Annotated in this window: 23 protein-coding genes; 14 read left to right on the top strand and 9 right to left on the bottom strand. The window is 63.9% G+C overall.

The window, feature by feature from the left end:
- From BEN49_RS21895 to BEN49_RS29875, 4 genes are all read left to right on the top strand, one after another.
- The coding region (locus tag BEN49_RS21895) for a glycosyltransferase (RefSeq protein ID WP_193415862.1) at positions 1-852 on the top strand (852 nt) is incomplete at its 5' end.
- Positions 853-987: 135 nt separating this feature from the next.
- Positions 988-1,467, top strand: coding sequence for a YdeI/OmpD-associated family protein (locus tag BEN49_RS21890; RefSeq protein ID WP_070746614.1), 480 nt, complete (start codon positions 988-990; stop codon positions 1,465-1,467).
- A gap of 120 nt (positions 1,468-1,587) precedes the next feature.
- Positions 1,588-1,824, top strand: a complete 237-nt coding sequence (locus BEN49_RS29880) for a transposase (RefSeq protein ID WP_239692060.1) — start codon at positions 1,588-1,590, stop codon at positions 1,822-1,824.
- 19 nt (positions 1,825-1,843) lie between these two features.
- Positions 1,844-2,131, top strand: coding sequence for a transposase (locus tag BEN49_RS29875; RefSeq protein WP_239692059.1), 288 nt, complete (start codon positions 1,844-1,846; stop codon positions 2,129-2,131).
- Positions 2,132-2,532: 401 nt separating this feature from the next.
- Here the strand turns inward: BEN49_RS29875 and BEN49_RS21880 are convergent, their stop codons facing one another.
- Complete coding sequence (locus BEN49_RS21880; RefSeq protein WP_070746612.1) at positions 2,533-2,910, bottom strand: hypothetical protein; 378 nt, start codon at positions 2,908-2,910, stop codon at positions 2,533-2,535.
- Between the two features lie 153 nt (positions 2,911-3,063).
- Positions 3,064-5,094, bottom strand: coding sequence for an alpha amylase C-terminal domain-containing protein (locus BEN49_RS21875; RefSeq protein WP_070746616.1), 2,031 nt, complete (start codon positions 5,092-5,094; stop codon positions 3,064-3,066).
- A gap of 434 nt (positions 5,095-5,528) precedes the next feature.
- Between BEN49_RS21875 and ggt the strand changes: the two genes are divergently transcribed.
- Positions 5,529-7,046, top strand: coding sequence for a gamma-glutamyltransferase (gene ggt, locus BEN49_RS21870; RefSeq protein WP_239692058.1), 1,518 nt, complete (start codon positions 5,529-5,531; stop codon positions 7,044-7,046).
- A 184-nt stretch (positions 7,047-7,230) separates the two neighbouring features.
- Here the strand turns inward: ggt and BEN49_RS21865 are convergent, their stop codons facing one another.
- From BEN49_RS21865 to BEN49_RS21855, 3 genes are all read right to left on the bottom strand, one after another.
- Positions 7,231-7,575 carry a hypothetical protein gene (locus tag BEN49_RS21865; RefSeq protein ID WP_070746610.1) on the bottom strand — a complete coding sequence of 115 codons (345 nt, stop codon included), beginning with the start codon at positions 7,573-7,575 and terminating at the stop codon, positions 7,231-7,233.
- Between the two features lie 250 nt (positions 7,576-7,825).
- Positions 7,826-8,197 (bottom strand): hypothetical protein, encoded by a 372-nt coding sequence (locus tag BEN49_RS21860; protein WP_070746608.1) that lies wholly within the window; start codon positions 8,195-8,197, stop codon positions 7,826-7,828.
- A gap of 166 nt (positions 8,198-8,363) precedes the next feature.
- Positions 8,364-9,317 (bottom strand): NYN domain-containing protein, encoded by a 954-nt coding sequence (locus BEN49_RS21855; RefSeq protein WP_083326345.1) that lies wholly within the window; start codon positions 9,315-9,317, stop codon positions 8,364-8,366.
- A gap of 86 nt (positions 9,318-9,403) precedes the next feature.
- Here BEN49_RS21855 and BEN49_RS21850 point away from each other — a divergent pair, with 86 nt between their 5' ends.
- From BEN49_RS21850 to BEN49_RS21815, 7 genes are all read left to right on the top strand, one after another.
- Entirely contained in the window at positions 9,404-9,940 is a 537-nt protein-coding gene (locus BEN49_RS21850; protein ID WP_070746604.1) for a GNAT family N-acetyltransferase, read from the top strand.
- Positions 9,941-10,242: 302 nt separating this feature from the next.
- The gene (locus BEN49_RS21845) at positions 10,243-11,592 is read left to right on the top strand and encodes an alpha-amylase family glycosyl hydrolase (RefSeq protein WP_070746602.1); all 1,350 of its coding nucleotides are present in this window, start codon (positions 10,243-10,245) and stop codon (positions 11,590-11,592) included.
- Between the two features lie 470 nt (positions 11,593-12,062).
- Positions 12,063-12,668 (top strand): sigma-70 family RNA polymerase sigma factor, encoded by a 606-nt coding sequence (locus BEN49_RS21835; RefSeq protein WP_070746597.1) that lies wholly within the window; start codon positions 12,063-12,065, stop codon positions 12,666-12,668.
- A gap of 140 nt (positions 12,669-12,808) precedes the next feature.
- The gene (locus tag BEN49_RS21830) at positions 12,809-13,858 is read left to right on the top strand and encodes a FecR family protein (RefSeq protein WP_125917104.1); all 1,050 of its coding nucleotides are present in this window, start codon (positions 12,809-12,811) and stop codon (positions 13,856-13,858) included.
- 197 nt (positions 13,859-14,055) lie between these two features.
- The gene (locus tag BEN49_RS21825) at positions 14,056-17,430 is read left to right on the top strand and encodes a TonB-dependent receptor (protein ID WP_158023031.1); all 3,375 of its coding nucleotides are present in this window, start codon (positions 14,056-14,058) and stop codon (positions 17,428-17,430) included.
- A 23-nt stretch (positions 17,431-17,453) separates the two neighbouring features.
- Complete coding sequence (locus tag BEN49_RS21820) at positions 17,454-19,073, top strand: RagB/SusD family nutrient uptake outer membrane protein (RefSeq protein WP_070746591.1); 1,620 nt, start codon at positions 17,454-17,456, stop codon at positions 19,071-19,073.
- A gap of 284 nt (positions 19,074-19,357) precedes the next feature.
- On the top strand, positions 19,358-19,687 hold the full coding sequence (locus tag BEN49_RS21815; RefSeq protein WP_070746589.1) for a DMT family transporter: 330 nt from the start codon (positions 19,358-19,360) through the stop codon (positions 19,685-19,687).
- Positions 19,688-19,769: 82 nt separating this feature from the next.
- Here the strand turns inward: BEN49_RS21815 and BEN49_RS21810 are convergent, their stop codons facing one another.
- On the bottom strand, positions 19,770-21,428 hold the full coding sequence (locus BEN49_RS21810) for a M1 family metallopeptidase (RefSeq protein WP_239692057.1): 1,659 nt from the start codon (positions 21,426-21,428) through the stop codon (positions 19,770-19,772).
- Positions 21,334-21,771, bottom strand: a complete 438-nt coding sequence (locus BEN49_RS29870; RefSeq protein WP_239692056.1) for a hypothetical protein — start codon at positions 21,769-21,771, stop codon at positions 21,334-21,336. Before BEN49_RS29870 ends, BEN49_RS21810 begins: the two co-directional genes overlap by 95 nt.
- 273 nt (positions 21,772-22,044) lie before the next feature.
- Between BEN49_RS29870 and gloA2 the strand changes: the two genes are divergently transcribed.
- Positions 22,045-22,452 (top strand): SMU1112c/YaeR family gloxylase I-like metalloprotein, encoded by a 408-nt coding sequence (gene gloA2 / locus BEN49_RS21805; RefSeq protein WP_070746587.1) that lies wholly within the window; start codon positions 22,045-22,047, stop codon positions 22,450-22,452.
- A gap of 49 nt (positions 22,453-22,501) precedes the next feature.
- Here gloA2 and BEN49_RS21800 read toward each other — a convergent pair whose 3' ends face one another.
- Together BEN49_RS21800 and BEN49_RS21795 are read right to left on the bottom strand one after the other, a co-directional pair.
- Positions 22,502-22,825 (bottom strand): putative quinol monooxygenase, encoded by a 324-nt coding sequence (locus BEN49_RS21800; RefSeq protein WP_070746585.1) that lies wholly within the window; start codon positions 22,823-22,825, stop codon positions 22,502-22,504.
- Positions 22,826-22,870: 45 nt separating this feature from the next.
- Positions 22,871-23,524: an NADP-dependent oxidoreductase gene (locus BEN49_RS21795; protein WP_204376183.1), complete on the bottom strand. Its 654-nt coding sequence runs from the start codon at positions 23,522-23,524 to the stop codon at positions 22,871-22,873.
- On the opposite strand from BEN49_RS21795, the gene BEN49_RS26040 reads away from it, so the two are divergent.
- Entirely contained in the window at positions 23,486-24,007 is a 522-nt protein-coding gene (locus BEN49_RS26040) for a hypothetical protein (RefSeq protein WP_083326343.1), read from the top strand. The genes BEN49_RS21795 and BEN49_RS26040 overlap by 39 nt on opposite strands.
- Positions 24,008-24,122 lie beyond the last annotated feature (115 nt).

Genomic DNA, 24,122 nt, shown 5'->3' with positions numbered 1-24,122 from the left:
AGGCCCCCGCCGCCCCCCTACCTCGGCAGCGCCGAAACAGCCGCCAGCCCCGCGGCCGATGCAGTAGCAACCCCAACGCTAGCAGCGGCAGCAGCCGAAGCCACTTCGGTAGCAGAGGCGGCCGCGGCTACCAACAACGCACCAGTACCAGGGGCCCCAGCCGCCCCCACGGGGGCCCCAGCGCCATTAGCGGCCGCCGCCGGGCCGGCCACCGCAACGCCTGCCGGGGTAACGGCGGCTCCGCTGTTCGACCAGTCTGAGGAGGAAATTGGCGCGGGCGAGGCGGCCGACCTGGCCGAGGACGACGACGACGACCTCACCGTGGAAACCGCCCCCGTAGCCGCCCCCCTGGCGGGTCCCGCCCGGGCTTCGCTCACGCAGGGACTGGCGGCGCTGCAGCGGGCCCCGGCCGGGCCCACCCAAGCCGCGGCGGTGCCGCCGGCCTTCGCCCTTTCCGACGACCTGCACTACCGCGTCATTCAGTACGCCCGCTTTGCCACCTACGTGCTCGACGGCGGCGGTGAGGACTTCGGGGTTGTGTACGCCCCCGACTGGCCCACTTGGCTGGCGGCGCTGGAAATCCGCACCCGTACCCGGCGGCCGTTGGTGGTGCACCTGCGCCTGCTGGCGGCCGAGTCGGCGGCGCCCGCCGAGCGCGGCTGGCTGCTGGAGCTGGAGCGCATGGTGCTCCGCTATGCCCACACCGTGCTGGTGACGAGCGACGCGCTCCGGGCCCAGGCCCTGCGGCACTACCCGCTGCTGGCCCCCGCCCAGGTACGCACCGTGGCCGCCGACGATGCCGACGGCGTACGCGCCGTGCTGGCCGAAATCGGCCGGGACGCGCGGCCTTAGTTAGGGCCCCAGCGGGAAAATCGGTGGGCCACCGCGCGGCCGGGGCCCTGGCTCAAGCCGCGCCGCGGCGCCCAGTTCGGTTATCCCCAAAATTTTCCCGTTATCCCCATTTTTACTCCTTTACCCCTGCTTTTGATGGAATCCTTCCAGGCCGAACAAGAATTTGAAGCCGTAATCGAAGCCGACAGCGCCGACGGCGGCCTGTTCGTGGCCGTGCCGTTTTCCGTGCAGGAAGTGTACGGTACCCGAGGCAAGCTGCCCGTGCAAACCACCCTCGACGGCTTCCCGCACCGCACCACCCTGGCCCCGCTCGGCGACGGCCACCACGGCCTGCCGGTGCCCCGGGAAGTGCGCCGGGCCCTGGGCAAAACCGTGGGCGACACCCTGCGCGTGGCCCTGCGCCACGCCCCCGAAGTGCACGTCGTGACCCTGCCGCCCGACCTGTCCGCCGCCCTCGACGCTACGCCCGCCGCCCGCGCCTTCTTCGAGACCCTCCTCCGCCCCGACCAGCGCGACTACGTGCGCTGGCTCGACGGGGCCAAGACCGCCGAGGGCCGCACCCAGCGCCTGGCCACCACCATCCAGCGCCTGCGCAACGGCCAGAAGCGCGCCTAAAGGCCCCGGGGCCCTACGCCAACGCCACCAGCGCTGGCCGCAGTTTAAGCGCAGCGAACTGCGCGCCACGAAACGGAGCGAGTTTGTAACTCGCAGGTTTGCAACAATAACCACCCAGAAATGGCCTACCCCATCCGCCACCAGCAGGGCCTGTATTTCATCACCTGCACCGTCGTGGAATGGCTGGACATCTTCACCCGTCCCCTCTACAAAGACCTCATCATCGATAGCCTGCGGTATTGCCAGGCCAATAAAGGCCTGGAGCTATTCAGCTACTGCTTGATGACCAACCACTTGCACCTCATCGCACGGGCGGCGGAGGGCTATGCCCTGTCCGACATCATGCGGGATTTTTAAGAAATTCACTGCCAAGCAAGTGTTTCAAACGCTGCACGCCAACCTCCAGGAGAGCCGCCGCCAGTGGCTGGAGTGGATGCTACACAAGCAGGGCGAGTTCAACCCGCGCAACACCCACATTCAGCTGTGGCAGCAGCCCAGCCACAACGTCGAGCTGCAATCGGAGACCATGCTGCGGCAGAAGCTAGAATACATCCACCAAAACCCCGTGCGGGCAGGCATCTGCTACCGGGCGGAGGACTACGTGTACTCGTCGGCGTCCTTTTACGCGGGAATGGAGGCGGTTTTGCGGGTGGATCTGGTGTAAGGCCGTTCTGCTTTGCGAGTTACAAACTCGCCCCGTTTCGTGGCGCGCAGTTCGCTGCGCTTAAACTGCGGCCAGCGCGTCCTCGCAGTTAGGGCCCCGCTGCTAGTTAAAACTGCCGTGGTGCTGGAGCTGCTGAAGTAGCTATTTGGCCTCAGTAGCGTCAAGTAATTAATAAAAATAAGTTACCCAACCATCCCTTGAAACCTGACCTAAGATGAGTTCACGAAACTCATCTCCAATCCTAGTTTCGTAAACTTTGAAAGGTAAACGAGTTTCTTAAACTCAATCTGGACAATAGGGCACTTTTGCCAGGTTGGTGAATACTCTATAGGCAGCGGTTTACTTAAACGAGCATCTTGCTTCACAATGTCATTTCAGGCAATGCTTCTCGCAGCAGGTCGTTACGATTTAAGGATGTTAACCAAGGTCAACAAAAAACTGAGCACTAACATCGCTGCTAAAACAAGAAGTAAACCACTAATAAGCAATAGCTTATTTATACCTTGTAGGGACAGCACCGCAAAGGGCACGCGCTGGTAGCACGCGTTTGCCAGTTTATCGCCTAGCACAACGGTGGCAATGGGTGTTATAATCAGCAACCAGTCGGGGGCAGAAACATGGCTGGCCCATATGCCTGCCATCACGAACGCCGTTGACGGGAGGCTGATGAACAACCCCAATAAGATGGAAGCTTTAAGGCGCCCGATTTCCCCTTTATAGGCCTGGAAAGCATAACAGGCACCCATCAACAGTCTAAGCCCTTTGTTAACTATTCCCACGACACAGCTGGTTAAAGTCCCCCAACAGGGAAGCAAAATCCCTGTTCGAACCCGAAACTACTGCTTTCGCTGCATGAGAAATCACTCAACTGTCGTAGGTTCAGCAAAACGGTGGTATTACTACAGTCATAACCACTTAGGGCCCCCAAGCCCCTACGCCAGGGCCAGCACCAGGGCCACGCGGCTGGGCAGGTACACGCGCAGGTGCTGCTCGTAGGTTTCGTAGATGTAGTGCTCGTCGGGCCGGTCGAAGCCGCCGAAGGCACTGCTGTCGCTCGATAACACCACGCGGTAGCGGCCCTCCTTGGGCACCCAGAAGCGGTAATCGGGCTGGCTTTCCGCCACGTGCAGGTTGACGATGACCACCAGGGGGCCCCGGGCGAAGGCCAGCACTTTGTTTTCCTCGTCGTGGTGCAGCAGTTGGGCGAGGCCCCCAGACAGCACGTGGCGGGCCTTGGCCAAATGAATCAGGGCGTTGTCGAAGGCGCCGAGGAAGTGAAATTTTAGGTCGGGGTTGTCGGCCAGGCTCCACTGGCGGCGGGCGTACTGGTAGCTCCAGCCGTTGCCCTCGCGGGGGAAATCAACCCATTCCGGGTGCCCAAACTCGTTGCCGATGAAGTCGAGGTAAGCCTCGCCGCCGGCCATCAGTGTCACCAGCCGGATGATTTTGTGCAGCGCCAGGGCCCGGGCGGCGTTCGGGTCGGGGTCGGCTGCCTGCATGTGGTGGTAGATACCGTCGCCGAATAACCACTGGGCCAGCGTTTTGTCGCCCACCAGGGCCTGGTCGTGGCTTTCGGCGTAGGCCACCGTTTTCTCGCCTTCGCGGCGGTTGGTGAGCATGTGCCAGAGGTCGCCCAGGTTCCAGGCCTCGTCGGGCGTGTGCTTGAGCAGCTTGATCCAGTAATCGGGAATGCCCATGGCCAGGCGGTAGTCGAAGCCGATGCCGCCGTCGGCCAGGGGGCGGCACAGGCCGGGCAGGCCGCTCATGTCCTCGGCCACCAGCAGGGCCCCCTTCTTGAACTCGTGCACCAGCGTGGTGGCCAGTTGCAGGTACAGAATGGCGTCCTCGTCGGCCCCGGGCCCAAAGTACTGGTCGTAGCCCACGAAGGCCACGCCCTCGCCGTGGTGGTGGTAGAGCATGCTCGTCACGCCGTCGAAGCGGAAGCCGTCGAAGTGGAACTCCTCCAACCAGTAGCGCAAGTTGCTGAGCAAGAACTGCTGCACCTCGGGCCGGCCGTAGTCGAACAGCTTCGAGTCCCAGCCCGGGTGGTTGCCCCGCTCGCCCTTGTGGAAGTACAGGTTGCCCGAGCCGTCGAAGTCGGCCAGGCCCTCGGCCTGGTTTTTCACGGCGTGCGAGTGCACCACGTCGAGCAGCACGGCGATGCCGCGGCGGTGGGCTTCGTTGATCAAATACTTCAGCTCCTCGGGCGTGCCGAAGCGCGAGCTGGGCGCAAAAAAGTTGGCCACGTGGTAGCCAAACGAGCCGTAGTACGGGTGCTCCATCACGGCCATCAGCTGCACGCAGTTGTAGCCGTCGGCCTCGATGCGGGGCAGGATGTTGTCGGCAAACTCGCGGTAGAGGCCCACGCGGCTCTCCTCGGTGGCCATGCCCACGTGGGCCTCGTAGATGAACGGCTCCTTGATGGCCGCCGCCACCCGGAACTTCTGGTCCGTCCAGGCGAAGCCCACGGTGGGGCGCCACACCTGGGCGGCGTAGTCCTTGGTGTAATCGTCCTGCACCACGCGGCGGGCGGTGGCGGGCAGGCGGTCCTGGGCCCCGTTGGCGCTGACGACGTGCACTTTGTACTTGCTGTTGTGCACCAGCCGGTCCTTGTATTCCTTGTCGGGCAGGAAAATTTCCCAGACGCCGTAGTCGAGCCGTTCCAGCGGGTTGGCCTGGCGGTCCCAGCCGTTGAAGTCGCCCACCAAGTACAGCGCCTCGGCCCCCGGGGCCCACTCGCGGTAGCGGAAGCCGCGGCGGCGGCCGTCGTAGTGCAGGCCCAGCTGCTGGTGGGCCGTGGCGTAGTCTTCGAGCGAGCCGTGGTGCTGCGCAATTTCGGCCAGGCGGGCGGCCAGGCGGGCTTGGCGCTGGCGCAGCACGGGCTCGAAGGGGGCGAGCCAGGAATCCTGCTGCACGAGCGGCAACGGGGGAACGGGAGCGGCGAGCGGGGCGGTGGGTTCCATGGGCGGGGCGGGAAGGGTTTGGCAATTGGTACGCGAAAGGTAGCGGCGGGGCACTTGGGGCCCTCTGAAATGGAATTAAAAATTAAAAATGAGGAATTAAAAATGAAGCAGCGGCCGGGCCAGTGGCATTTTTAATTCCTCATTTTTAATTTCTAATTGACTCCCGCTACCCGCAAATCCGCGTTACTTGCGACTATGAAAATTCGCGTAATCGTTTTACCCTTGGCCGTGCTGGCGGCCTGCACCGGCGGGCAGCCGCGCGCCCCCAAGGCCGGGGCCCCGGGGGCCCTGGAAGGCTCGGGGCTCTCGACGGTGCCCACCGGGGCGGGGGCGCCGCTGCTGGCGGCCCACGCCATGGTCATTTCGGCCCACCCGCTGGCCTCGCAGGTGGGGCTGGCCATCCTAAAAAAGGGGGCAATGCCTACGATGCGGCCGTGGCCGTGCAGTTTGCGCTGGCCGTGGTGCTGCCCGTGGCGGGCAACATCGGCGGCGGCGGCTTCCTGGTGTACCGGTCCCCCGACGGCACGGCCGGCACCCTCGACTTCCGCGAAACCGCGCCCGCCGGAGCCACGCGGGATATGTACCTCGACCCGGCCGGCAACGTGGTGCCCGGCCTGAGCACCGCCGGGCCCCTGGCCGTGGGCACGCCCGGCTCGGTGGCCGGCATGGTGGCCCTGCACGACAAGCTGGGCAAACTGCCCTGGGCCGCGCTGCTGGCCCCCGCCATCAAATTAGCCCGCGGCTACGCCCTCACCGAGCGCGAGGCCGGGGGCCTCAACCGGGCCCACGACGATTTTATCAAGTACAACCCCGGCAACCCGTCGGCCTACGTGCGCCCCGGCGGCACCTGGCACCCGGGCGACACCGTGCGCCTGCCCGAGCTGGCCTCCACCCTCATCCGCATCCAGGACCAGCAGCGCGGCGGCTTTTACCAGGGCGAAACGGCGCGGTATATACTGGAAGAAATGCGCCGCCGCGGGGGCCTCATCACCCAGAAGGACCTCGACGGATACCAGCCCAAGTGGCGCGCGCCGCTGCGGGGCCAGTACCGCGGCTACGACGTCATCACGATGCCGCCGCCCAGCAGCGGCGGCGTGGCCCTGCTGCAAGCCTTCCAGATGCTGGAGCCCGTGAACCTGAGGGCCCTGGGCTACCACACGCCCGCCGCCACGCACCTGCTCACGGAGGTTGAGCGCCGCGTGTACGCCGACCGCGCCACCTACCTCGGCGACCCCGATTTCGGGCGCGTGCCAGTGGCCCAGCTGCTGGCGAAGGACTATAACCGGCAACGGGCCAGCACCATCCGGGCCGATGGCCGGGCCACGCCCAGCGCCGAGGTAACCGCCGGCCCCGGCCTGCCCGGCTACGAAAGCAACGAAACCACCCACTACAACATCGTGGACGCCGCCGGCAATGCCGTGAGCTGCACCACCACCCTCAACGGGGCGTTTGGCAGCAAGGTGGTGGTGCCCGGCGCGGGCTTTTTGCTGAACAACGAGATGGACGACTTCTCAGCCAAGGCCGGCGTGCCCAACATGTTCGGCCTGGTGGGCGGCACCGCCAACGCCGTGGCCCCCGGCAAGCGCATGCTCAGCAGCATGACGCCCGCCATCCTGGCCCGCGGCGGCAAGCTGGCCCTGGTGGTGGGCACGCCCGGCGGCAGCACCATCATCACCGGCGTGCTCACCACCATCCTCGGCATCGTCGATTATGGCCTCGACCCGCAGCAGGCCGTGGCCGCCCCGCGCCTGCACCACCAGTGGCTGCCCGACTACATCGACGCCGAAGCCGGGGCCCTCACCCCCGCCGCTCAGGAGGCCCTCCAGGCCAGCGGCTACACCATCCACCCCCGGGGCCCCTGGGGCCGCATCGAAGCCATCGAGGTGCTGCCCAACGGCCAGCTCTCCGGCGGCGCCGACCCGCGCGGCGACGACAAAGCCTTGGGATACTAGTTGTAGCGCGGACTCTGTAATTCGCGGCTCTCGCTTCGTACTATCGGTCGCACAACGGTAATCGACAGGACGAAGCGAGAGCCGCGAACTACAGAGTCCGCGCTACAGCGCAATTGCCAGCTCATAAAAAAAGGCTGCCGACCCATGTGGGTCGGCAGCCTTTTTTATTCAGCGGCAGTGCAGACTAGCCTTTCAGCTGCGAGCCGGCCGAACTCAGGGCCTGGCCGAGCTGCTGGAGCTTGGCTTGGGCATCGGGCGTAGCCGAAGCAGCAGCTTTGCTGGTGTGCTCGCCGAGGGTGCTCAGGCTGCTGGCCAGGGCGCTGGTATCGGAAGCGCCGCTGCTGAGGGCGTCGTGCAGCTTCTGCAGTTCCGAGCTGATGCCCGAGAGCTGGCTGTTGCCCTTTAGGGTCTGGATCCAGCTGGCAATGTTGGGGCCAGCGGCACCAGCAGCGTTGGCGAGGCCGCCTTGCAGGGCGGTGAGGGTAGCGTCGAGTTGGGCGGTGCCGCTCTGCGATTGGGAATTATCCATCGGTAGTTGGGGAAAGGGTGAAGGGTGAGATTGTGCGGTATCAACGCGGATCAGCGCCAGTTGTTAACTATTTCAAGTACAATATTTTGGCATTGCAAAAGAAACGATTTGATAACAAACCTTTCCGGAGAAAACTGGTTTTGCAGCGGCCCGTTTTCGCCCCGGGGCCCGGCCAGCAAAAGGCCCCCGGGCCCGACTGGCCACGAGGACCAGCCGGGCCCGGGGGCCCTAAAATTTCAACGCCGGCCGACTAGTGCTGGGCGGGCTGGGTTTTGGCCAGCAGGCGCAGGTTGCCGGCGGCGGTGATGAGCTTCTGGCTCAATTCGCGGATTTTGTCGCCGTTGCCTTGGAAGTTGTGGGTAGTCAGGGCCGCTTGCGACGTGAGCATGCCCATGCGCTGGAAAGCCTCGGCCATGCCGGCGGCGTTGTTGTTGCCGATGTGGGTGTTGAGGGCTTCGAGCTCGTGCACGATGGGGCCCAGCACCTTCTGGTCGCCGCTGTGCAGGTATTGCAGCCAGCTGCTGATGTGGTTCTGGCCAGCGCTGGCGTCGCCCACAAAACCCTTCTGGGTGGCATCAAACAAGGAGCGGATGCCGGCTTCGGCTTCGGAAATGAGGTTCATCGGTTAGTTGTTGGTTTTTAGTTGTTCGTTGTCAGTTGCTAGTTGTCAGTTATTCGTTGTCAGATGTCAGATTGTTCAAAAGAAATGAATAACGGACAACTGACAACTAGCAACGAACAACTAAAATGAGCGCGGGGCAAAAATACAACCGGCGGCCGGCCCACCGCTACGCGGCGGCCGGGGCCGCCAAGGCCCGCACGTCGGGGTGCTCGGGGTTGAGAACGATGACTGAGAACGGGTGCTGCTCGCCCTCGCGCTTCTCGATGCGCAGGGCCCCGGCCGTGCGCAGGGCGTTGATGAGGTCACGCCGCTCGTACTCAGGCAGGGCCGGAAACTCGTCCGTCAGCCGGCGCAGAAAGGGCGTGAGCCACAGCTCGTTCACGGGGCGGTGCTGGCTCAGGCGCAGCAGCTCGGCCACCATAAAGGCCAGGCAGCTCTGCTCGTCGGGGCCCGTGAGGGGGCGCACGGGGTCGAATGCCGGAGTGGCCTCGGCCTCGGGTGCGTCCGGCGACCCGGCGGCGGGGGCCACCGGCGTGGGGGTCGGGGCCGTTGCTTCGGGCGCGGGGCGGGCGCGGCGGCGGGCCTCCAGAAAGGCTAGGGTGGCGGGCGGGAGCAGCTCGCGGGCGTCGAGGAAGTGCTGGGGCCCCAGGTTCTGGAGCAGGTCGCCGGAAGTGGCCTCGCGGAAGCCGGCCACCAGCACCTGCCGGGCCTGCCGCCGCAGGTGTTGCAGCAGCGGAATGTAGTCGCGGTCGCCGGCCACGAGCACGAACGTGCCGATGTCGGGCCGGGTGTAGAGCACCTCCATGGCGTCGATGCAGAGCTGCATGTCGGCGGCATTTTTGTGGTGGGTGCCCAGCACATTGCGCGTGTTCACACCCATCAGGTAAAGGCCACCCTGGGGAGCGGTGGCCAGGCGCTCAAAGTCGGCGTAGGCGTTGAGCACCAGGCAGTCAAGGCCGCGGGCGGCCAGGTCGTCGCGCAGCTTGCGCACCAGCGCCAGCACGTAGTCGTTCAGATCGGGGGGGTCGTGGAAGTGGTTTTTGAGAAAGTAGTACACATTCTCAAAATCAACAAATACCGCCGCGTAGGACGGCGCAGCAGGAGCAGCACGGTTCGCCATGGCCGCAAAGGTAACGGCCCGTAGGGCCCCTAGCGGCCCCTGGGCCGGCGGTTGCTTTTGCGCCGGCCGCCCCGTTGCTTTGCCCCATGCTGGAACCCTTCGCCTCGGCGCGCCTGCGCTACCGCCCCCTGGGGCCCCCGGATGTGGCCGGCCTGTTTGCCCTGGACAGCGACCCGCGTGTGCTGCGCTACCTGGGCACGCCCCCGCTCACCAGTATCGCCCAGGCCCACGCCGCGCTGGCCCGCACCGCGGATGCATACCGCGCCGGGGCCCCCGCCCGCTGGGCCGTGGAGCTGCGCGCCACCGGCGAGTTTCTGGGCTGGGCCGGCCTCAAGCTGAACCCCGGGCCGGTGAACGGCCGCGCCGATTTCATCGACTTGGGCTACCGCCTGCTGGCGCCGCACTGGGGCCAGGGCTACGGCACCGAGGCCGGCCGGGCGTGGCTGGCCCAAGGCTTTGGGCCCCTAAAATTGCCCCTGGTTACGGGTTACGCCGAAGCCGCGCACGGGGCCTCACGGCGCATTCTGGAGAAGGTGGGGCTGGAATTCATCAACCTGTTCGACGCTGCCAACGGCACGCCCCACGCCTGGTACGAGGCCCGGAACCCGGCGCTGGCGCAATAGTCCTGGGGCCCCTGGGGCAACCGCCCCGGCCGCCGGGGCGTAGCTTAAGCAGTTGCTGGAAATCAATCGAGCAATGAAAATCACTCGCTTGACTTACTGACTGATGTTACGCAGCGTTCAGTAGCGCGAACTTTGTAGTTCGCGTCTTCGCGCCATTAATGCCATTCTAACGGCGCAAGGACGCGAATTATAAAGTTCGCGCTACTCCTCTGGGGGCCCTGAATTGAAGCACTGCGTACATATCGGTGACTTATAAAACGAAAGCCAACGGCTAACAGCCAGCAGCTAATAGCTAACCCCTTATGCCCGATAACCCCGACGCCCACCTGTTTACCGTGCGCCACCCCGAGTGGGCCGCCAACGCCACCATTTACGAAGTAAATGTGCGCAACTACACGCCCGAGGGCACTTTCCGGGCCTTTGAGGCGCACCTGCCGCGGCTAGCCAAAATGGGCGTCGTCATCGTGTGGCTGATGCCGGTGCACCCCATCGGGGCGGTGGGGCGCAAGGGCACCCTAGGCTCGCCCTACGCCGTGCAGGACTACTTTGCGGTGAACCCGGAATTTGGGGCCCTGGAAGATTTGCAGCACTTAGTAGAAGCAGCCCACGCCCTGGGCATAAAGGTGATTCTGGACTGGGTGGCCAACCACACCAGCCGCGATAATGCCCTCATTGAAGCGCACCCCGACTGGTACCGGCACGACGACCAGGGGGCCCTGGTGCCGCCCGTGGCCGACTGGACCGACGTGGTGGCCCTCGACTATACCGACCCGCAGCTGCGGGCGTACATGATTGAGGCCCTGTGCTATTGGGTGCGCGAGGCTGGCCTCGACGGCTACCGCTGCGACGTAGCCGGCCTGGTGCCCACCGATTTCTGGGACGAGGCCCGGCCAGCGCTGGAGGCCCTCAAGCCCGTATTTATGCTGGCCGAGTGGGACGAGCTGTACCCGTCCGGGGGCCTCACCTGGGAGGAGTTCAACGGCGACACGCACCTGCTGGAGCGGGCCTTCGACGCCAGCTTCGGCCTGCGCCTGCACTACCTGCTCGACCGCATCGCCGAGGGCCAGGCCGCGCTGGCCGACATCGACACATACCTGGCCGCCGAGCGCGCCAAGTACCCGCCCACCGCGTACCTCATGCACTTCACCAGCAACCACGACGTGAACAGCTGGGACGGCACCGAGTACGAGCGCCTGGGGCCCCTGGCGCAGCCCTTCGCCGTGCTGGCGGCGCTGCTGCCGGGCTTGCCCCTGCTGTACTCGGGCCAGGAAGCGGGCCTGAACAAACGGCTGGCTTTCTTCGACCGCGACCCGATTGACTGGCAGGACTACCCGCTCCAGGACTTCTACACCCGGCTGTTCCAGCTCAAAAAGCGCCACCCCGCCCTGCGCAACGGCGACCCGGCCAGCACCTTCCACCGCCTGAACGGGCCGGACGGCCTCTACGGCTTCGTCCGCGAAAAGGCGGGCTCAGCAGTAATAGTGCTCATCAACGCCACCGCCGAACCGCTGGTGCTGCCCGGCCAGAAGATGCCCCTTTCCCCCCAGAAAGGCTTGTTCGACGTATTCAGCGGCGAAGCCCTGACGCTGGCGCAGCCCAAAGCGCGCACCGTGCCGGCCCACGGCTGGCGCGTGCTGCGCACCCGCGACTAGCCGGTCATTTTCACTTGGCGCTGCGCGCCCGGGGCCCTATTTTTTTTGTGCGGCCGCCCCCATTTGGGCGGGCGGGAAACACCGCTGGCAGCTGGGGTATTTCCTTCGATTCACTGTTCCGCTTTGTGGCCGCCGGCCGCGTGCCTAGCTCGCCGTGGCTGGCGCGGGCCGCGCGCCCGTTTCCCAAAAAGGCCGGCTTTTCCCCGTTGCCCATGCCTAGCAGCGGCTACAAAATTCGGCATATCGAAATCGTTTGCTGAAAAACTCGCCGCTGGGTTGCGCCGAGTCCGCAGTTGCCGTTCAACTCAATATTTTGCCGCATAACATTGGGCTGAGTTGTTTGTTGTCAATGAGTTGTCCGCGATATAAAGTTGATTAACCGGTTCTTCACTCGTGCTCAGAGTGGTAGTAATTTGGCAATAACTTGTATATTTCGTTGCCCTTCCCACCCATTTAATTTACTGTACTAGGTGAAATTCTCTTCTTCGGGAGCTTATCGCACGTGCTCGGATGCAGCGCTGCTCGACGCCCTACGAACGGACGAAGAGGGTGCTTTCGCCGAGATTTACAGCCGTTATTCCTACCCGCTTTTTACCCTTGCCTACCAAAAGCTGAGCGACCGGGAAGCTGCCGAGGAACTGGTGCAAGACTTGTTCACGCATGTGTGGAGCCAGCGCAACAGCAGCCAAGTGCAGCACCTTGACCGGTACCTGTTTTCGGCCATGAAGTACCGCATCATCAACTACCTAAAAGTGCGGAAAGTGAAGGCGGCCTACGAGCTTTATTGCCGCTTGAGCACCGCCCAAGTTGACGTGGACACGGCCACCGAGGATGGGTTAGCCCTGCACGACCTGAGCGCGGCTTTGCGGGCCAGTGTGCAGCAGCTGCCCGCCAAGTCGCGGGAGATCTTTCAACTGAGCCGGCTGGAGCACTACACTGTACCCGAAATTTCGGTGCGGGTCAACCTATCGGAAAAAAGCGTGGAGTACCACTTGACCAAGTCGCTGAAGCTGCTTCGCGGCTACCTGCGCGAGTTTTTACTAGTAACCTTGCCACTGCTCGCTTTTCTCAAGTAGGGCTATTGCTTAGCTATTCAGCTAGTTAATTAGTCAAAAGCGCAGCTTGCGAAATTATTTTCAAAAAAGTACTGGTGCGGTTTAGGGTTCGTGGCTAGTTGGTTGACTTGTTAACCGAAGCCCGCCTAAACCTGCTCTTTGTGACGGAAGTCGAATTCCACCTTTTGCTGCAACGCTACCTCAACGGCCACAGCTCGCCCAAAGAACGGGCGATGGTAGAGCGCTGGTACACCCAGTTGGGCGCGGCCAAGCTAGTGGCCCAGCCGCTGCCAGACCAAGAAGCCGTGGAAGGTGCTATTTGGCAGCGCCTGCAACAGGCGGGGGTTGGGTCGGGGCCCAAAATCCGCACAATGCCACCTCCCGCCGCCTTTTGGCGCCGCCCCAAGCTGCGCTGGGCAGCGGCAGCGCTGGCTACGCTTGGCTTGGGCGCGCTACTGCCCTACGCCACGCACCGCGCGGCGCCGCCACTGCAAGTCGGCGTAACGACCGAACAAGGATGGACCCGTCGCACCAACGCCACCCGGCAAGTGCAAGTATTTCAGCTGCCCGATAGCAGCCTGGTTACGCTGCACCCGGGCAGCAGCTTGCGCTACGCCACCGCGTTTTTGGGCCCCAAGCGCGCCATTTACCTGGAGGGCGAAGCCTTTTTCAAGGTGAGTAAAAATCCCGCGCGGCCGTTCCTGGTTTTCACGAAGCAAGTGGTAACCACCGTACTCGGCACCAGCTTCCGCGTGAAAGCTTACGCCGGCAGCAACGAGGCTTCCGTGGCCGTGCGCGAGGGAAAAGTAGCGGTGCAGGCCCGCAAAGACGCCGATTTAGAGGCCACCCCGGCCCACCCGGCAGTGACGGGGGTTTTGCTGCTTCCCAACCAGCAAGTCGTGTACTCGGCAACCAGCCGTCATCTGAAAAAAGAACTGGTGGACAAGCCCGTGGTACTGGTGCCCCAGGCCTTCGAGTTCGAAGAGCGGCCGGTAACGGAAGTACTAGCCGCTTTGGAAAAGGCATACGGGGTGCACATGGTGTACGACAAGGCGAAACTGGCGGGCTGCACCGTCAGCATCACGTTCTACAACGAACCCCTGTTCGAAAAACTCGGCCTGCTCTGCAAATCACTGGGGGCCTATTACCAGCTTTCCGACGCGGAAATCATCATCCACAGCACGGGTTGCCAATCGAAAACGGCGAACTGATTTCGCGCCGTTTGCTTCAAACCTAGCTGTTTCATCGCGCTGTTCAATAACGCTTTAAAGTATTTGCAAGAATACTATTCTCCGCTTTCTACTCACTCACAATCGATTTCCCATTCATGAAAAACCTAGTACGACTCATCCCTCATTTCAGGCAGCCCGCGAAGGTGCTACTGTTGCAGGGGGCCTTGGTTTGCGCGATGCCCGTTGCAGCAATGGCCAGCCCGGTTTTGACCCAGGATGTGCTGGAGCGCAAGATCACGCTGCGCGTGGAACGGCAAACCATCAAAGCCACTTTGCACCAACTGGCCAAGCTGGCGAACATCCACTTTGTGTACAGCCAGCAACTCATTGGGGCTGAGCGTAAAGTGACGGTTCACGCCCAGGACGAGCTTTTGGCCACAATACTGGACGAAGTGCTGTCGCCGCTGAAAATTCAGTACGAAGTAAACGACAACCGCGTCGTGCTCCGGGCCCCGGCGGTTCCTTATACCACCTACGCAAACGATTCCGTAGGTTTGGGCACAATGGTATCCGCGGCTCCAAACGTTCCCATCACGGGGCGGCTAACGGATGCCAAGGGCAGCGCCCTGCCCGGGGTGACGGTAGTAGTGAAAGGAACTACCCTGGGCACCACCACTGACCCCGACGGCCGCTTCACCCTGCAAGCGCCCGAGAACAGTGTGCTGGTGTTCAGCTTCGTAGGCTACACGCGCAAAGAGGTACCAATAACCGGCGCCAATAGCAACCTGGTGGTGGCCCTGGCCGAAAGCGCGCAGGAGCTGAACGACGTGGTGGTGATTGGCTACGGCACGGCCCGCAAGAGCGACCTGACCGGCGCCGTGGCCTCGGTGACGAGCGCGCAGCTAACGCAGGTGGCTGCCTCCGACCCCGTGCAGGCCCTGCAAGGCCGCGTGGCGGGCGTGGAAGTGACCTCCAACAGCGGGCAGCCCGGCTCGGGCACCCGCATCCGGGTGCGCGGCGTGGGCACCATCAACAACAGCGACCCGCTGTACGTGGTGGACGGGATTCAGACGAGCGACATTGGCTTTTTGCTGCCCGCGGATATTGAATCGACGGAGATTTTGAAAGATGCTTCGGCCACCGCCATTTATGGCTCGCGCGGGGCCAACGGCGTGGTGCTCATCACCACCAAGCACGGCAAGGTGGGCGCCACGCAGTTCAACCTGTTTGGCTACACGGGCTTCCAGCAAATCCGACGCGAGCTGCCCCTTACCAACGCCGCCCAGTACGCGACGCTCGTAACGGAGGCCTTCACCAACGCCGGGCGGCCGCTGCCCGACTACGGCCCGCTACTGCAAAACGCCATTGCGACCAATGCCGAAGGCATTGACTACCAGAAACTGGTAACGCAGAAGGGCCTGATTACCAACTACAGCCTGTCGGCCTCGGGCGGCACCGAGCAAAACCGCTACCTTATTAGCGGCAGCTACTTCCAGCAAAACGGCATCATCCAGAACTCGGGCTTTAAGAAGTACGTGATTCGTGTAAACGATGACGTGGTGCTCACCAAGCGCATCAAGGCGGGTGTGGCGGCCACGTTCACCAACAACAACCAGACGGGCAGCGGCGATGGCCAGGGCGGCTCGCAGCCCTACCAGGTGCTGCAATACGCCCTGCAAAAGAACCCGATCCTCGACCCGTACAACGCCACTGGTGGCTACGCCGACGACGTTATCACGCGCAATGCGCTGAACGTGCCGCGCTACCTCGACGAGCAGAAGTACAACAAGTTGCAGAACAATAACTTGTTCAGCAGCAGCTACCTGGATATTTCGATTCTTGAGGGCCTGTCGTTCCGCTCCACGTTCGGCGTCAACTATTTCAACAACCACCCCAAGGTATACCAGCCGCAGTACTACATCGGCCCGGTAGACCAGCGGGCCCAGAGCGCGCTCATCGAGACGCGCAACGAGAACGTGTCGTGGGTGTGGTCGAACTACGCCAACTATTCCAAAACCTTCGCCGACAACAGCACTTTTTCGGCCACGTTGGGCCAGGAAGCGCAGCGCGGCTACGGCACCGGCATTTCCAGCACGGCCTTCAACGTGCCGCTCGATCCCTCGCTCCAGTACCTGTCGGCTTCGCGCAGCACCAACAACGTGGTGCGCAGCAGCCAGTACGACGGTAGCTTGTCCTCCTACTTTGGGCGGGCCAACTACAACTTCCGCGACCGCTACCTGCTCACGGCTACGCTGCGCTTCGACCAGACCTCGAAGTTCCTGGGCCCCGTCCGCACGGGCACGTTCCCGTCGGTGGGCGCGGCCTGGAACGTTTCCAACGAGCAGTTCCTCAAGGACGTCAGCTTCCTGTCGGTGCTGAAGCTGCGGGCCAGCTACGGCCAGGTGGGCAACCAGAACGCCGCTCCTAACTACGGCTACGCTTCGGTGGCGAATAACAACCAGACCTACGCCTTCAACAATACGCCCTCCCCGGGCCTGGCCATCACCCAGATTAACAACCCAAACCTGAAGTGGGAAACGGCCGTTACCACCGACGTAGGCCTCGATGCGGAACTGTTTGACAGCAAGTTGACTTTCACGGCTGACTACTTCGAGCGGCGCACCCGAGACATGATTGCCCTGCTGCCGGTGCCCGACTACGTGGGCCAGGCCCCCGCCAGCGCCAACGTGGGCTCGCTGCGCAACCGCGGCCTAGAAATGGCATTGAACTATCGTAACGCGGTGGGCAAGCTCCAGTACAACGTGGGGCTGAACTTCACCAAGATCAACAACGTGGTGACCAGCCTTGGGGGCGGCAACGCCATTGCCAGCGGCAATGTGCTCACGCAAATCGGCAACACCACCCTCACCGACGTAGGCCACGAGGTGGCATACTTCTACGGCTTGCAAGCCCAAGGAGTATTCCACAACCAGGCCGAAATTGACGCCTACAGCCGCGCTTCTACCGATCCGGCCACTCCCGGCACGGTGTTGATTCAGCCCGGGGCCCGGCCCGGCGACATGAAGTACCAAGACACGAACGGCGACGGCAGAATTGATGCTTCCGACAACGTCTACCTGGGCAGCGGCACGCCAAACTTTAGCTACGGGGCCTCGCTGAACCTCACCTACTCGGGCTTCGATTTCAAGGTGCTCCTCTACGGGGTGCAGGGCGCCGAAGCCATCAACGGCGCAAGCTTCAACCTCAACAAATCGGCCGACTTTGTGGGCGTGTGGAGCAACTTCTACGCCAGCCGCCTGGACCGCTGGACGCCCAGCAACCCCAACAGCAACCAGCCACGCGTAACGTCGGTCGACACCAACGGCAATGACCAGTTCAGCAGCCGCTACGTGGAAGACGCCAGCTACCTGCGTGCCCGCAACATGGAGCTGGGCTACTCTTTGCCCAAGGCCTTCCTGGGCCGCTACCAGGTGGGTGGGGCCCGGTTGTTCCTGTCGGTGGATAACGTGTTCACCATCACCAAATACACGGGCTACGACCCGGAAATCTCGACCGCTGCGCTTTACAACAACCCCTTGTCCTACGGCGTGGACTACGGCAACTACCCGCAGGCGCGCACCTACCGCCTGGGCTTCAACGTGCAGTTCTAATCCGCTATTCCCATCCCTTCGATATGAAATCCAACCGCGCCGCCGTACTGCTCGGCCTGCTGCTCACTGCCGCCCTGGCCCCGGGCTGCAAAGACTTCCTGGAAAAACAACCCCTCGGCACCACCACCCAGGACAACCTGTTCAATGACCCGACCAACGCGGTGCAGGCCGTGAATGCCACGTATGACGTGGCCGCCTGGGACCAGGGCCCCAAGTGGGGCGACCCCGCCGGCCAGTACGTGGCCCAGACCTTTGAATGGGCGTTCGGGGACTTGATGACTGACGATTCCGAAAAAGGAGGCAGCTCGCCCAGCGACTTCCTGCCCCTCATTCAGCTCAAAAGCTGGAACATCCCGTCCTCCAACGGGCTTGTTACCACGCTCTGGGTGCACAGCTTCACGGGCATTGCCCGGGCCAACACGGTGATTAACAACATCGACGCTGGCACCATCGACGCGGACCTAAAATCGCGCCTGAAGGGCGAGGCACTGTTTCTGCGGGCTTATTTCTACTACAACCTGGTGAAGGGTTTTGGTGGGGTGCCGCTGTTCGAGAAGGCCATTGTGCCCACCGAGGCGGGCAACGTAACCCGGGCCACTATTGCCGAGACCTACGCCTTTATTGAGAAGGACCTGAAGGCCGCCGCTCTGCTGCTGCCCGAGAAGACCGCCTACGCCGCCGCTGACGCCGGGCGGGCCACCAAGGGCGCCGCCAATGCCTACCTGGCCCGCGCCATCATGTACCAGTTGGGCACCGTGAACGGCAACAACCACACCTGGCAGGAGGTGTACGACCTGACGAGCACCGTCATCGCCTCGGGGCAGTACAGCCTGCTGGCCAACTACGCTACCGTTCACCAGAACGTTGGCGAGAACAGCAGCGAGTCGGTGTTCGAGATTCAGTTTGCGTCGGACAACAACACCTACGGCCCCATCTCGCTGGGCACAACCAACAACGTTTTCCAGAACAACCGCAAAACCTGGGGCTACGGCTTCAACAACCCCACGCAGAACCTGGTCGATGAATTTGAGGCCAACGACCCACGGAAGGAAATTACGATTATCAAGAACAACGACATCGTGCTGGGCATCCTCAACGTGGTGGACCTCACGGGCAACGCCACGGGCTACTACAACCGCAAGGCGGCCATTCTGGCCCCCGCCGCCCCGGAGGCAGGGCCCCAGAACATCCGCAAAATTCGCTACTCCGACATCCTACTGATGAAGGCCGAGGCCGCTGCCCAAACCAGCCGGCCTACCGAGGCCATTGCCCTGGTGAACCAGGTGCGCCAGCGGGCCCGCATGGCAACCCGCCCTCCGGGTGCTACCACCGTGGGCATTGCCGACAACTACGCGCCCGCCAACACCCCGGCCGGCACCCTGCCTGACCTAGCGGCCGGCCTCACGGGCCAGCCCCTGCTCAACGCCATCTGGCACGAGCGCCGGGTAGAATTTGCCGAAGAGTCGCTGCGCTACTGGGATTTGGTGCGCACCGGCCGCTACCTGGCCACCTTGCCGGCCGAGGTACGGGCCCGGGCCGCGTCGCACGTCGCCACCGAGGCTTCTGTGAACCCTTTCCCTCTCCTGCCCATTTCCCTGAACGATGCCCAAACCTGGAAATTACCCCAAAACCCTGGCTATTAATTAGCCATTGCTAAGGGGGCTGGATTTACCCGCCCAGTACACTTCTGGTTTGCGCCACTGAAAAGCCGGCTGCTATGGTTCCCTCCCGGGGGCCACAGCGGCCGGCCTTTTTGTGGAAAACACCGGGGCCGTTTGCTGTTCGGGCGGGCGGCATGGGGCCCCGGTAGCTGGCGGCGAGCGGCTGGGCGTTGCGGCGTGGACCGCGGCCGGGTGGGCGTTTTTGCGGGCGTTTTTGCGGCCCGCTGCGTATGCAGGGCCCCAGCTTGCTTACAACCCTTTTTCTTATGCCCTACGTTTTTCTGTTTCTGGCCATCATCAGCGAGGTGATGGGCACCACGGCCCTCACGGCTTCCAACCAGTTCACCAAGCTGGGGCCCAGCATCGTCACGGTGGTGGGCTACGGGCTGGCGTTTTACTTTTTCAGCTTCTCGCTGCGGGCCATTCCGGTGGGCGTGGCCTACGCCATCTGGGGTGGGGTGGGCATTGTGCTGGTCACGCTTATCGGCTTTTTCTACTTCAAGCAGCGGCTTGATTTGCCGGCGCTGGCGGGCATCGGCCTCATCGTGGCCGGCGTGCTGGTGATGCAGATTTTCTCCAAAACCATTTCGCACTAGGGCCCCCGGGGCCCTAAAAAAGGCGGGCCGCCCGGGGAAATTCCCGGGGCGGCCCGCCTGGCTTGTTCATTGTTCTGGGGCCCTACTCAGTCATAGTTGCGGCGCGCCAGACGTTGTTGCTGCGGTTCACGTCTGGCAGGATGTTGGTGGGGTTCAGCGTTACCTGGGTGAGGGGCGTGGTGGAGTTGTAACGGAACGTCCAGGTGCCGCCGCGCTGCCAGATTTCGACGGGCAAGTGCACGGTGGTGGTTTTGCCGCTAGTTTCCTTCACCTCGGCCGTGACGGGCATGGCGGCCTGGCCCTTGTTCTCAATCGTGATGAGGGCCCCCTTGGTGGGGTCCTGGTTCACGTAGGTGACGGTGGTCACGGCCTGGTCGAGCAGCCAGTTCTCGAAGAACCACTCGTGCCAGAACCACGTCAAATCCTCGCCGGCCACGTTGTTCATGGTCCGGAAAAAGTCGCGCGGCGTGGGGTGCTTGAAGGCCCAGCGCTGGATGTAGCTGCGGAAGGCGTAGTCGAACCGCTCGGGGCCCAAAATTTCCTGGCGCAGCAGGTACAGGCCGTAGCCGGTTTTGGAGTAGGCCGCAAAGCCCAGGTTGCGGGCCTGCGTCACGTCGGGCACGGTGTAGGGCACGTCGGCTTCGGGGGCCAGCAGCGCGTAGAGGAGACCCACCGCGGTGCGGCCCTCCACGTCGGCTAGCTGCTTGTACTCGCCGTTGTTGAATTCCTTGCTGGACAAGATGTTGATGAACGTGTTGAAGCCCTCGTCCATCCACGGGTACTTGCGCTCGTTCGAGCCCACAATCATTGGGAACCAGTTGTGGCCAAACTCGTGGTCCGTCACGCTCCACAGGCTGGCTTTCTTCGCTTTCGCGCCGCAGAACACGATGCCCGGGTACTCCATGCCGCCCACCACGCCGGCCACGTTGGTGGCCACGGGGTAGGTGTACTCGTACCACTGCTTGGAGTTGAATTCGATGCTCTTTTTCACGTACTCGGTGCTGCGGCTCCAGGCGGTATCACCGGCGGCTTCGGCCGGGTACAGCGACATGGCCAGCGACTTACGGCCGCTGGGCAGGTTCATTTTGGCGGCGTCCCAGGCGAAGGCTGCCGAGGCGGCCCAGGCCACGTCGCGCGCCCGCTGGCACCGGAAGTGCCAGGTGAGGCGGCCGTTTTTGCCGCCGGGGCGCGAGCCGGCCTGCGTCACTTCCTCGGGGCCCCGCACAATCACGGTTTTGTCGGAAGTGGCGGCCTGCGCCAGGCGCTTTTGCTGGGCGCCGGTGAGCACCTCGGCGCCGTTCACCAGCTCGCCCGAGCCGCCCACCAGAAAGTTGGCCGGCACGTTGATGGTGTAGTCGAAGTTGCCGTACTCCAGGTAAAACTCGGCCGTCAGGTAGGGCAGCGTGTTCCAGCCCTCCACGTCGTCGTACACGGCCATGCGCGGGTACCACTGCGCCACCTCGAAAATCTCGCCGTTCTTGGTTTGGAGGCGGCCCAGGCGGTCGGAGCCGTACTCGGGGATGTTGAAGCCGTAGGCGATGTTGATTTTGAGCTTGTCACCGCTCGGCTTCATCGCCTCGGGCAGGATGATTTGCATCCGCGTGTCGCTCACGCGGTAGTTGGCCTTCATCTTCTTGCCGTGCAGCTCAATGCTGACGGTTTGCAGCGAGTCGCCGCCCGGGAAGTTGCGGGCCGAGTTGCCGTTGCGCGCGCCGCCGTTGCCGAAGCGCCCGCCGGCCACGGGCGTCGCGCGACCCGCGCGAGTCGCCCCGGAACAGGTTTTGGTCGAGTTGCAGCCACACGAAGGGCAGCGCGTTGGGGCTGTTGTTGGTGTAGGTGATGGCGACCGTGGCGCTCACGCGGGCCGCTTTCTCGTCGAGCGAGGCGGCAATCTGGTAGTCGGCCGCGTTCTGCCAGTAGCTGGCCGCGGGCTGGCCGCCGGCCGTGCGCGTGGCGGGCCCCACCTGGTTCAGGTAGTCGGGCGAGAAGAGCACGCGCGCGTTGTAGGGCGGCAGGTTGGCCGGGGCCGGGGGCAGCGGAATCTGGCGGGCGGGCGGCGGCGATGGCGGCGGGGTAGGCCGCACGGGCTGGGGGGTCTGGGCCTGGGCAGTGGCCGTGCCGAGTAGCAACGCTACCGCCAGCAGCTTGGCAAAGGATAGTTTTTCATGAAAAAGAACTAGGGCAAAAACGTCATTGCCAAAAGTAGCGGCCGGGGCTGAAGAATGGATAAGCAGCCCGCCGCTATTTTCGGCGCAGCCGAAAGACTGGGGGCCCCAGCGGGCACGGCGCCGTGCGCAAAAACCCGCCGGCTGGCCGGCTAGCCAGAGCCGGGGCCCCGCATCGCCTTTCTTTGCTCCATGACTACCCCTTCCCCCCTGGACCTGGCGAGCGTCCACCACATCGCCATCATCTGCTCCGATTACGCCGTCTCAAAGGCGTTTTACACCGAGGTGCTGGGCCTCGAAATCATCCGCGAGGTGCACCGCGTGGAGCGCGAATCCTACAAGCTTGACCTGGCCGTGAACGGCCACTACGTCATCGAGTTGTTCTCCTTCCCGAGCCCGCCGCCGCGCCCCAGCCGGCCCGAGGCCCAGGGCCTGCGCCACTTAGCCTTCGCCGTGGCCGACCTGGACGAGGCTACCCGGCGGCTCGCGGCCCACGGCGTGGCCTACGAGCCCATCCGGGTAGACGAGTTTACGGACCGCCGCTTCACCTTCTTCGCTGACCCCGACGGCCTGCCGCTGGAGCTGTACGAAGTGGCATAGCGCGTCGAGGCCGAGCCCGCTGGCTGGCGCACCGGCCGGCTCGGCAACCCTACGCCGGATTTTCGCTCACGCGCCGGATGGGCAGCACTTCCCAGGGGCTGGCCAGCAGGGGCAGCACCCGTTCGAGCACGCCGGGCACGGCGGGGTGCGTGGGGTGGGCGGCCACCGCCGCGTCGTTGGCCCAGCCGGCGGCCAGCACGAAGGCATCGGGGTCGTCGGCCCGCCGAAAGAGGTGGTAGTACAGGCAGCCGGCTTCGCTGCGGACGAGCGGCACCAATTCGAGCAGGAGCTCCTGCACGCGCGGGCGGTGCGCCGGCTTGCTGCGAACGGTTACGAGCAGATGGCGTTCGGCGGCTTTATTGGAAGTAGTCATTAGGGCTTGCCGTGGCTTAAGAAATTGGTGGCCAAGCTTTCGCCCTTACGCGACGGTGAGGACGATTTTGCCCTGGATGTGCCCGCGGGCGACGCGCTCGTGCGCCTGGCGCGCCTCGGCCAGCGGAAACGTGCTGTCGATGACGCGCACCGTGCCGGCCGCGAGCAAGCGCCCGAGCGCCGCCAGCTGCGCGCCGCTGGAGCGCACCTGGGCCATCGAAACCGTGATGCCCCGCTGGGCGGCTTCTTCGGCATCGGCAAAGCCCAGAAACACCGGAAACAGGGCCCCACCCCGCCGGAGCGGGCGCAGGAAACGGCCCGTGGTGGGGCCACTCAGGGTATCGAGCACGAGGTCCACGTCCTGCACCACATCTTCGGCCGGGGTCTTGGTATAGTCGATAAACTCGTCGGCCCCCAGCGTGCGCAGCAGGGCTTCGTGCGTGCCCGAGGCCACCGCAATGACGTGCGCGCCCTGCCATTTGGCCAGCTGCACCGCCAGGTGGCCCACGCCGCCCGCGGCCCCGTTCACCAGCACCCGCTGGCCCCGGAGCGGCACCGGGCGGTGGGGCCCCGGCTGGAACGGATTAGGTTCCGCGTGCCCCAGCTCGATGAGGTACTGCCACGCGGTGAGGCCGGACATGGGGGCCCCGGCGGCCTGCACGTGGCTGAGGCCGGCCGGCTTGCGGGCCAGGTCGGCCACCGGCGCGGCCACGTACTCGGCATTGGCACCACCGTCATCGACAACAAGGGGGCCCAGTACGCCTTCGGCATCGGCGGGGGGCTGCTGGCGGCGGGCCTGGGCCTGCTCACGCTGACCGGTGGCCACACCGCCGAATTCACGCACCCGCGCAACCTGCTGGCCGACGTGTGGGGCGAAAAACCGGCGTCCGGCGTGTTTCCGCCCAGCGTGTGGTACCTCACCGAGCCCGCCTTCAGCAACGGCGGCCAGACCAGCCTGGCCCACAACACCCGCCGCCGCTGGGAGCACTACGGCCAGCTCGCCCAGCCCAACTCGCCCAAGGGCCAGGCACTGGCGGCGCTGCTTTTCGGCCCGGGCGGCGCGTATTCGGCCGACCAGTTCACCGTGCGGGCCAACATGCTCAACGAGCTGCAATCGGCCGTGCGCCTACTCAACCAAGAGCTGCAAGGGCTGCTGCTGGCGCTGAACGAGGAGCGTTTGTAATTGCTCGTTGTCAGTCTTTAGCACATCGTCGCCATTACCGAAACCTCACCCCCGGCCCCTCTCCTGCGGAGAGGGGTGCCAGTACCTGAACGGGCATTTTGAACGTCACCCCTCT

The sequence above is a fragment of the Hymenobacter coccineus genome (genome assembly GCF_001816125.1).
Lineage (GTDB): Bacteria > Bacteroidota > Bacteroidia > Cytophagales > Hymenobacteraceae > Hymenobacter > Hymenobacter coccineus.
The sequence above is the reverse complement of the archived record's forward strand: the minus strand, read 5'-3'. Positions and strand labels throughout refer to the sequence as shown.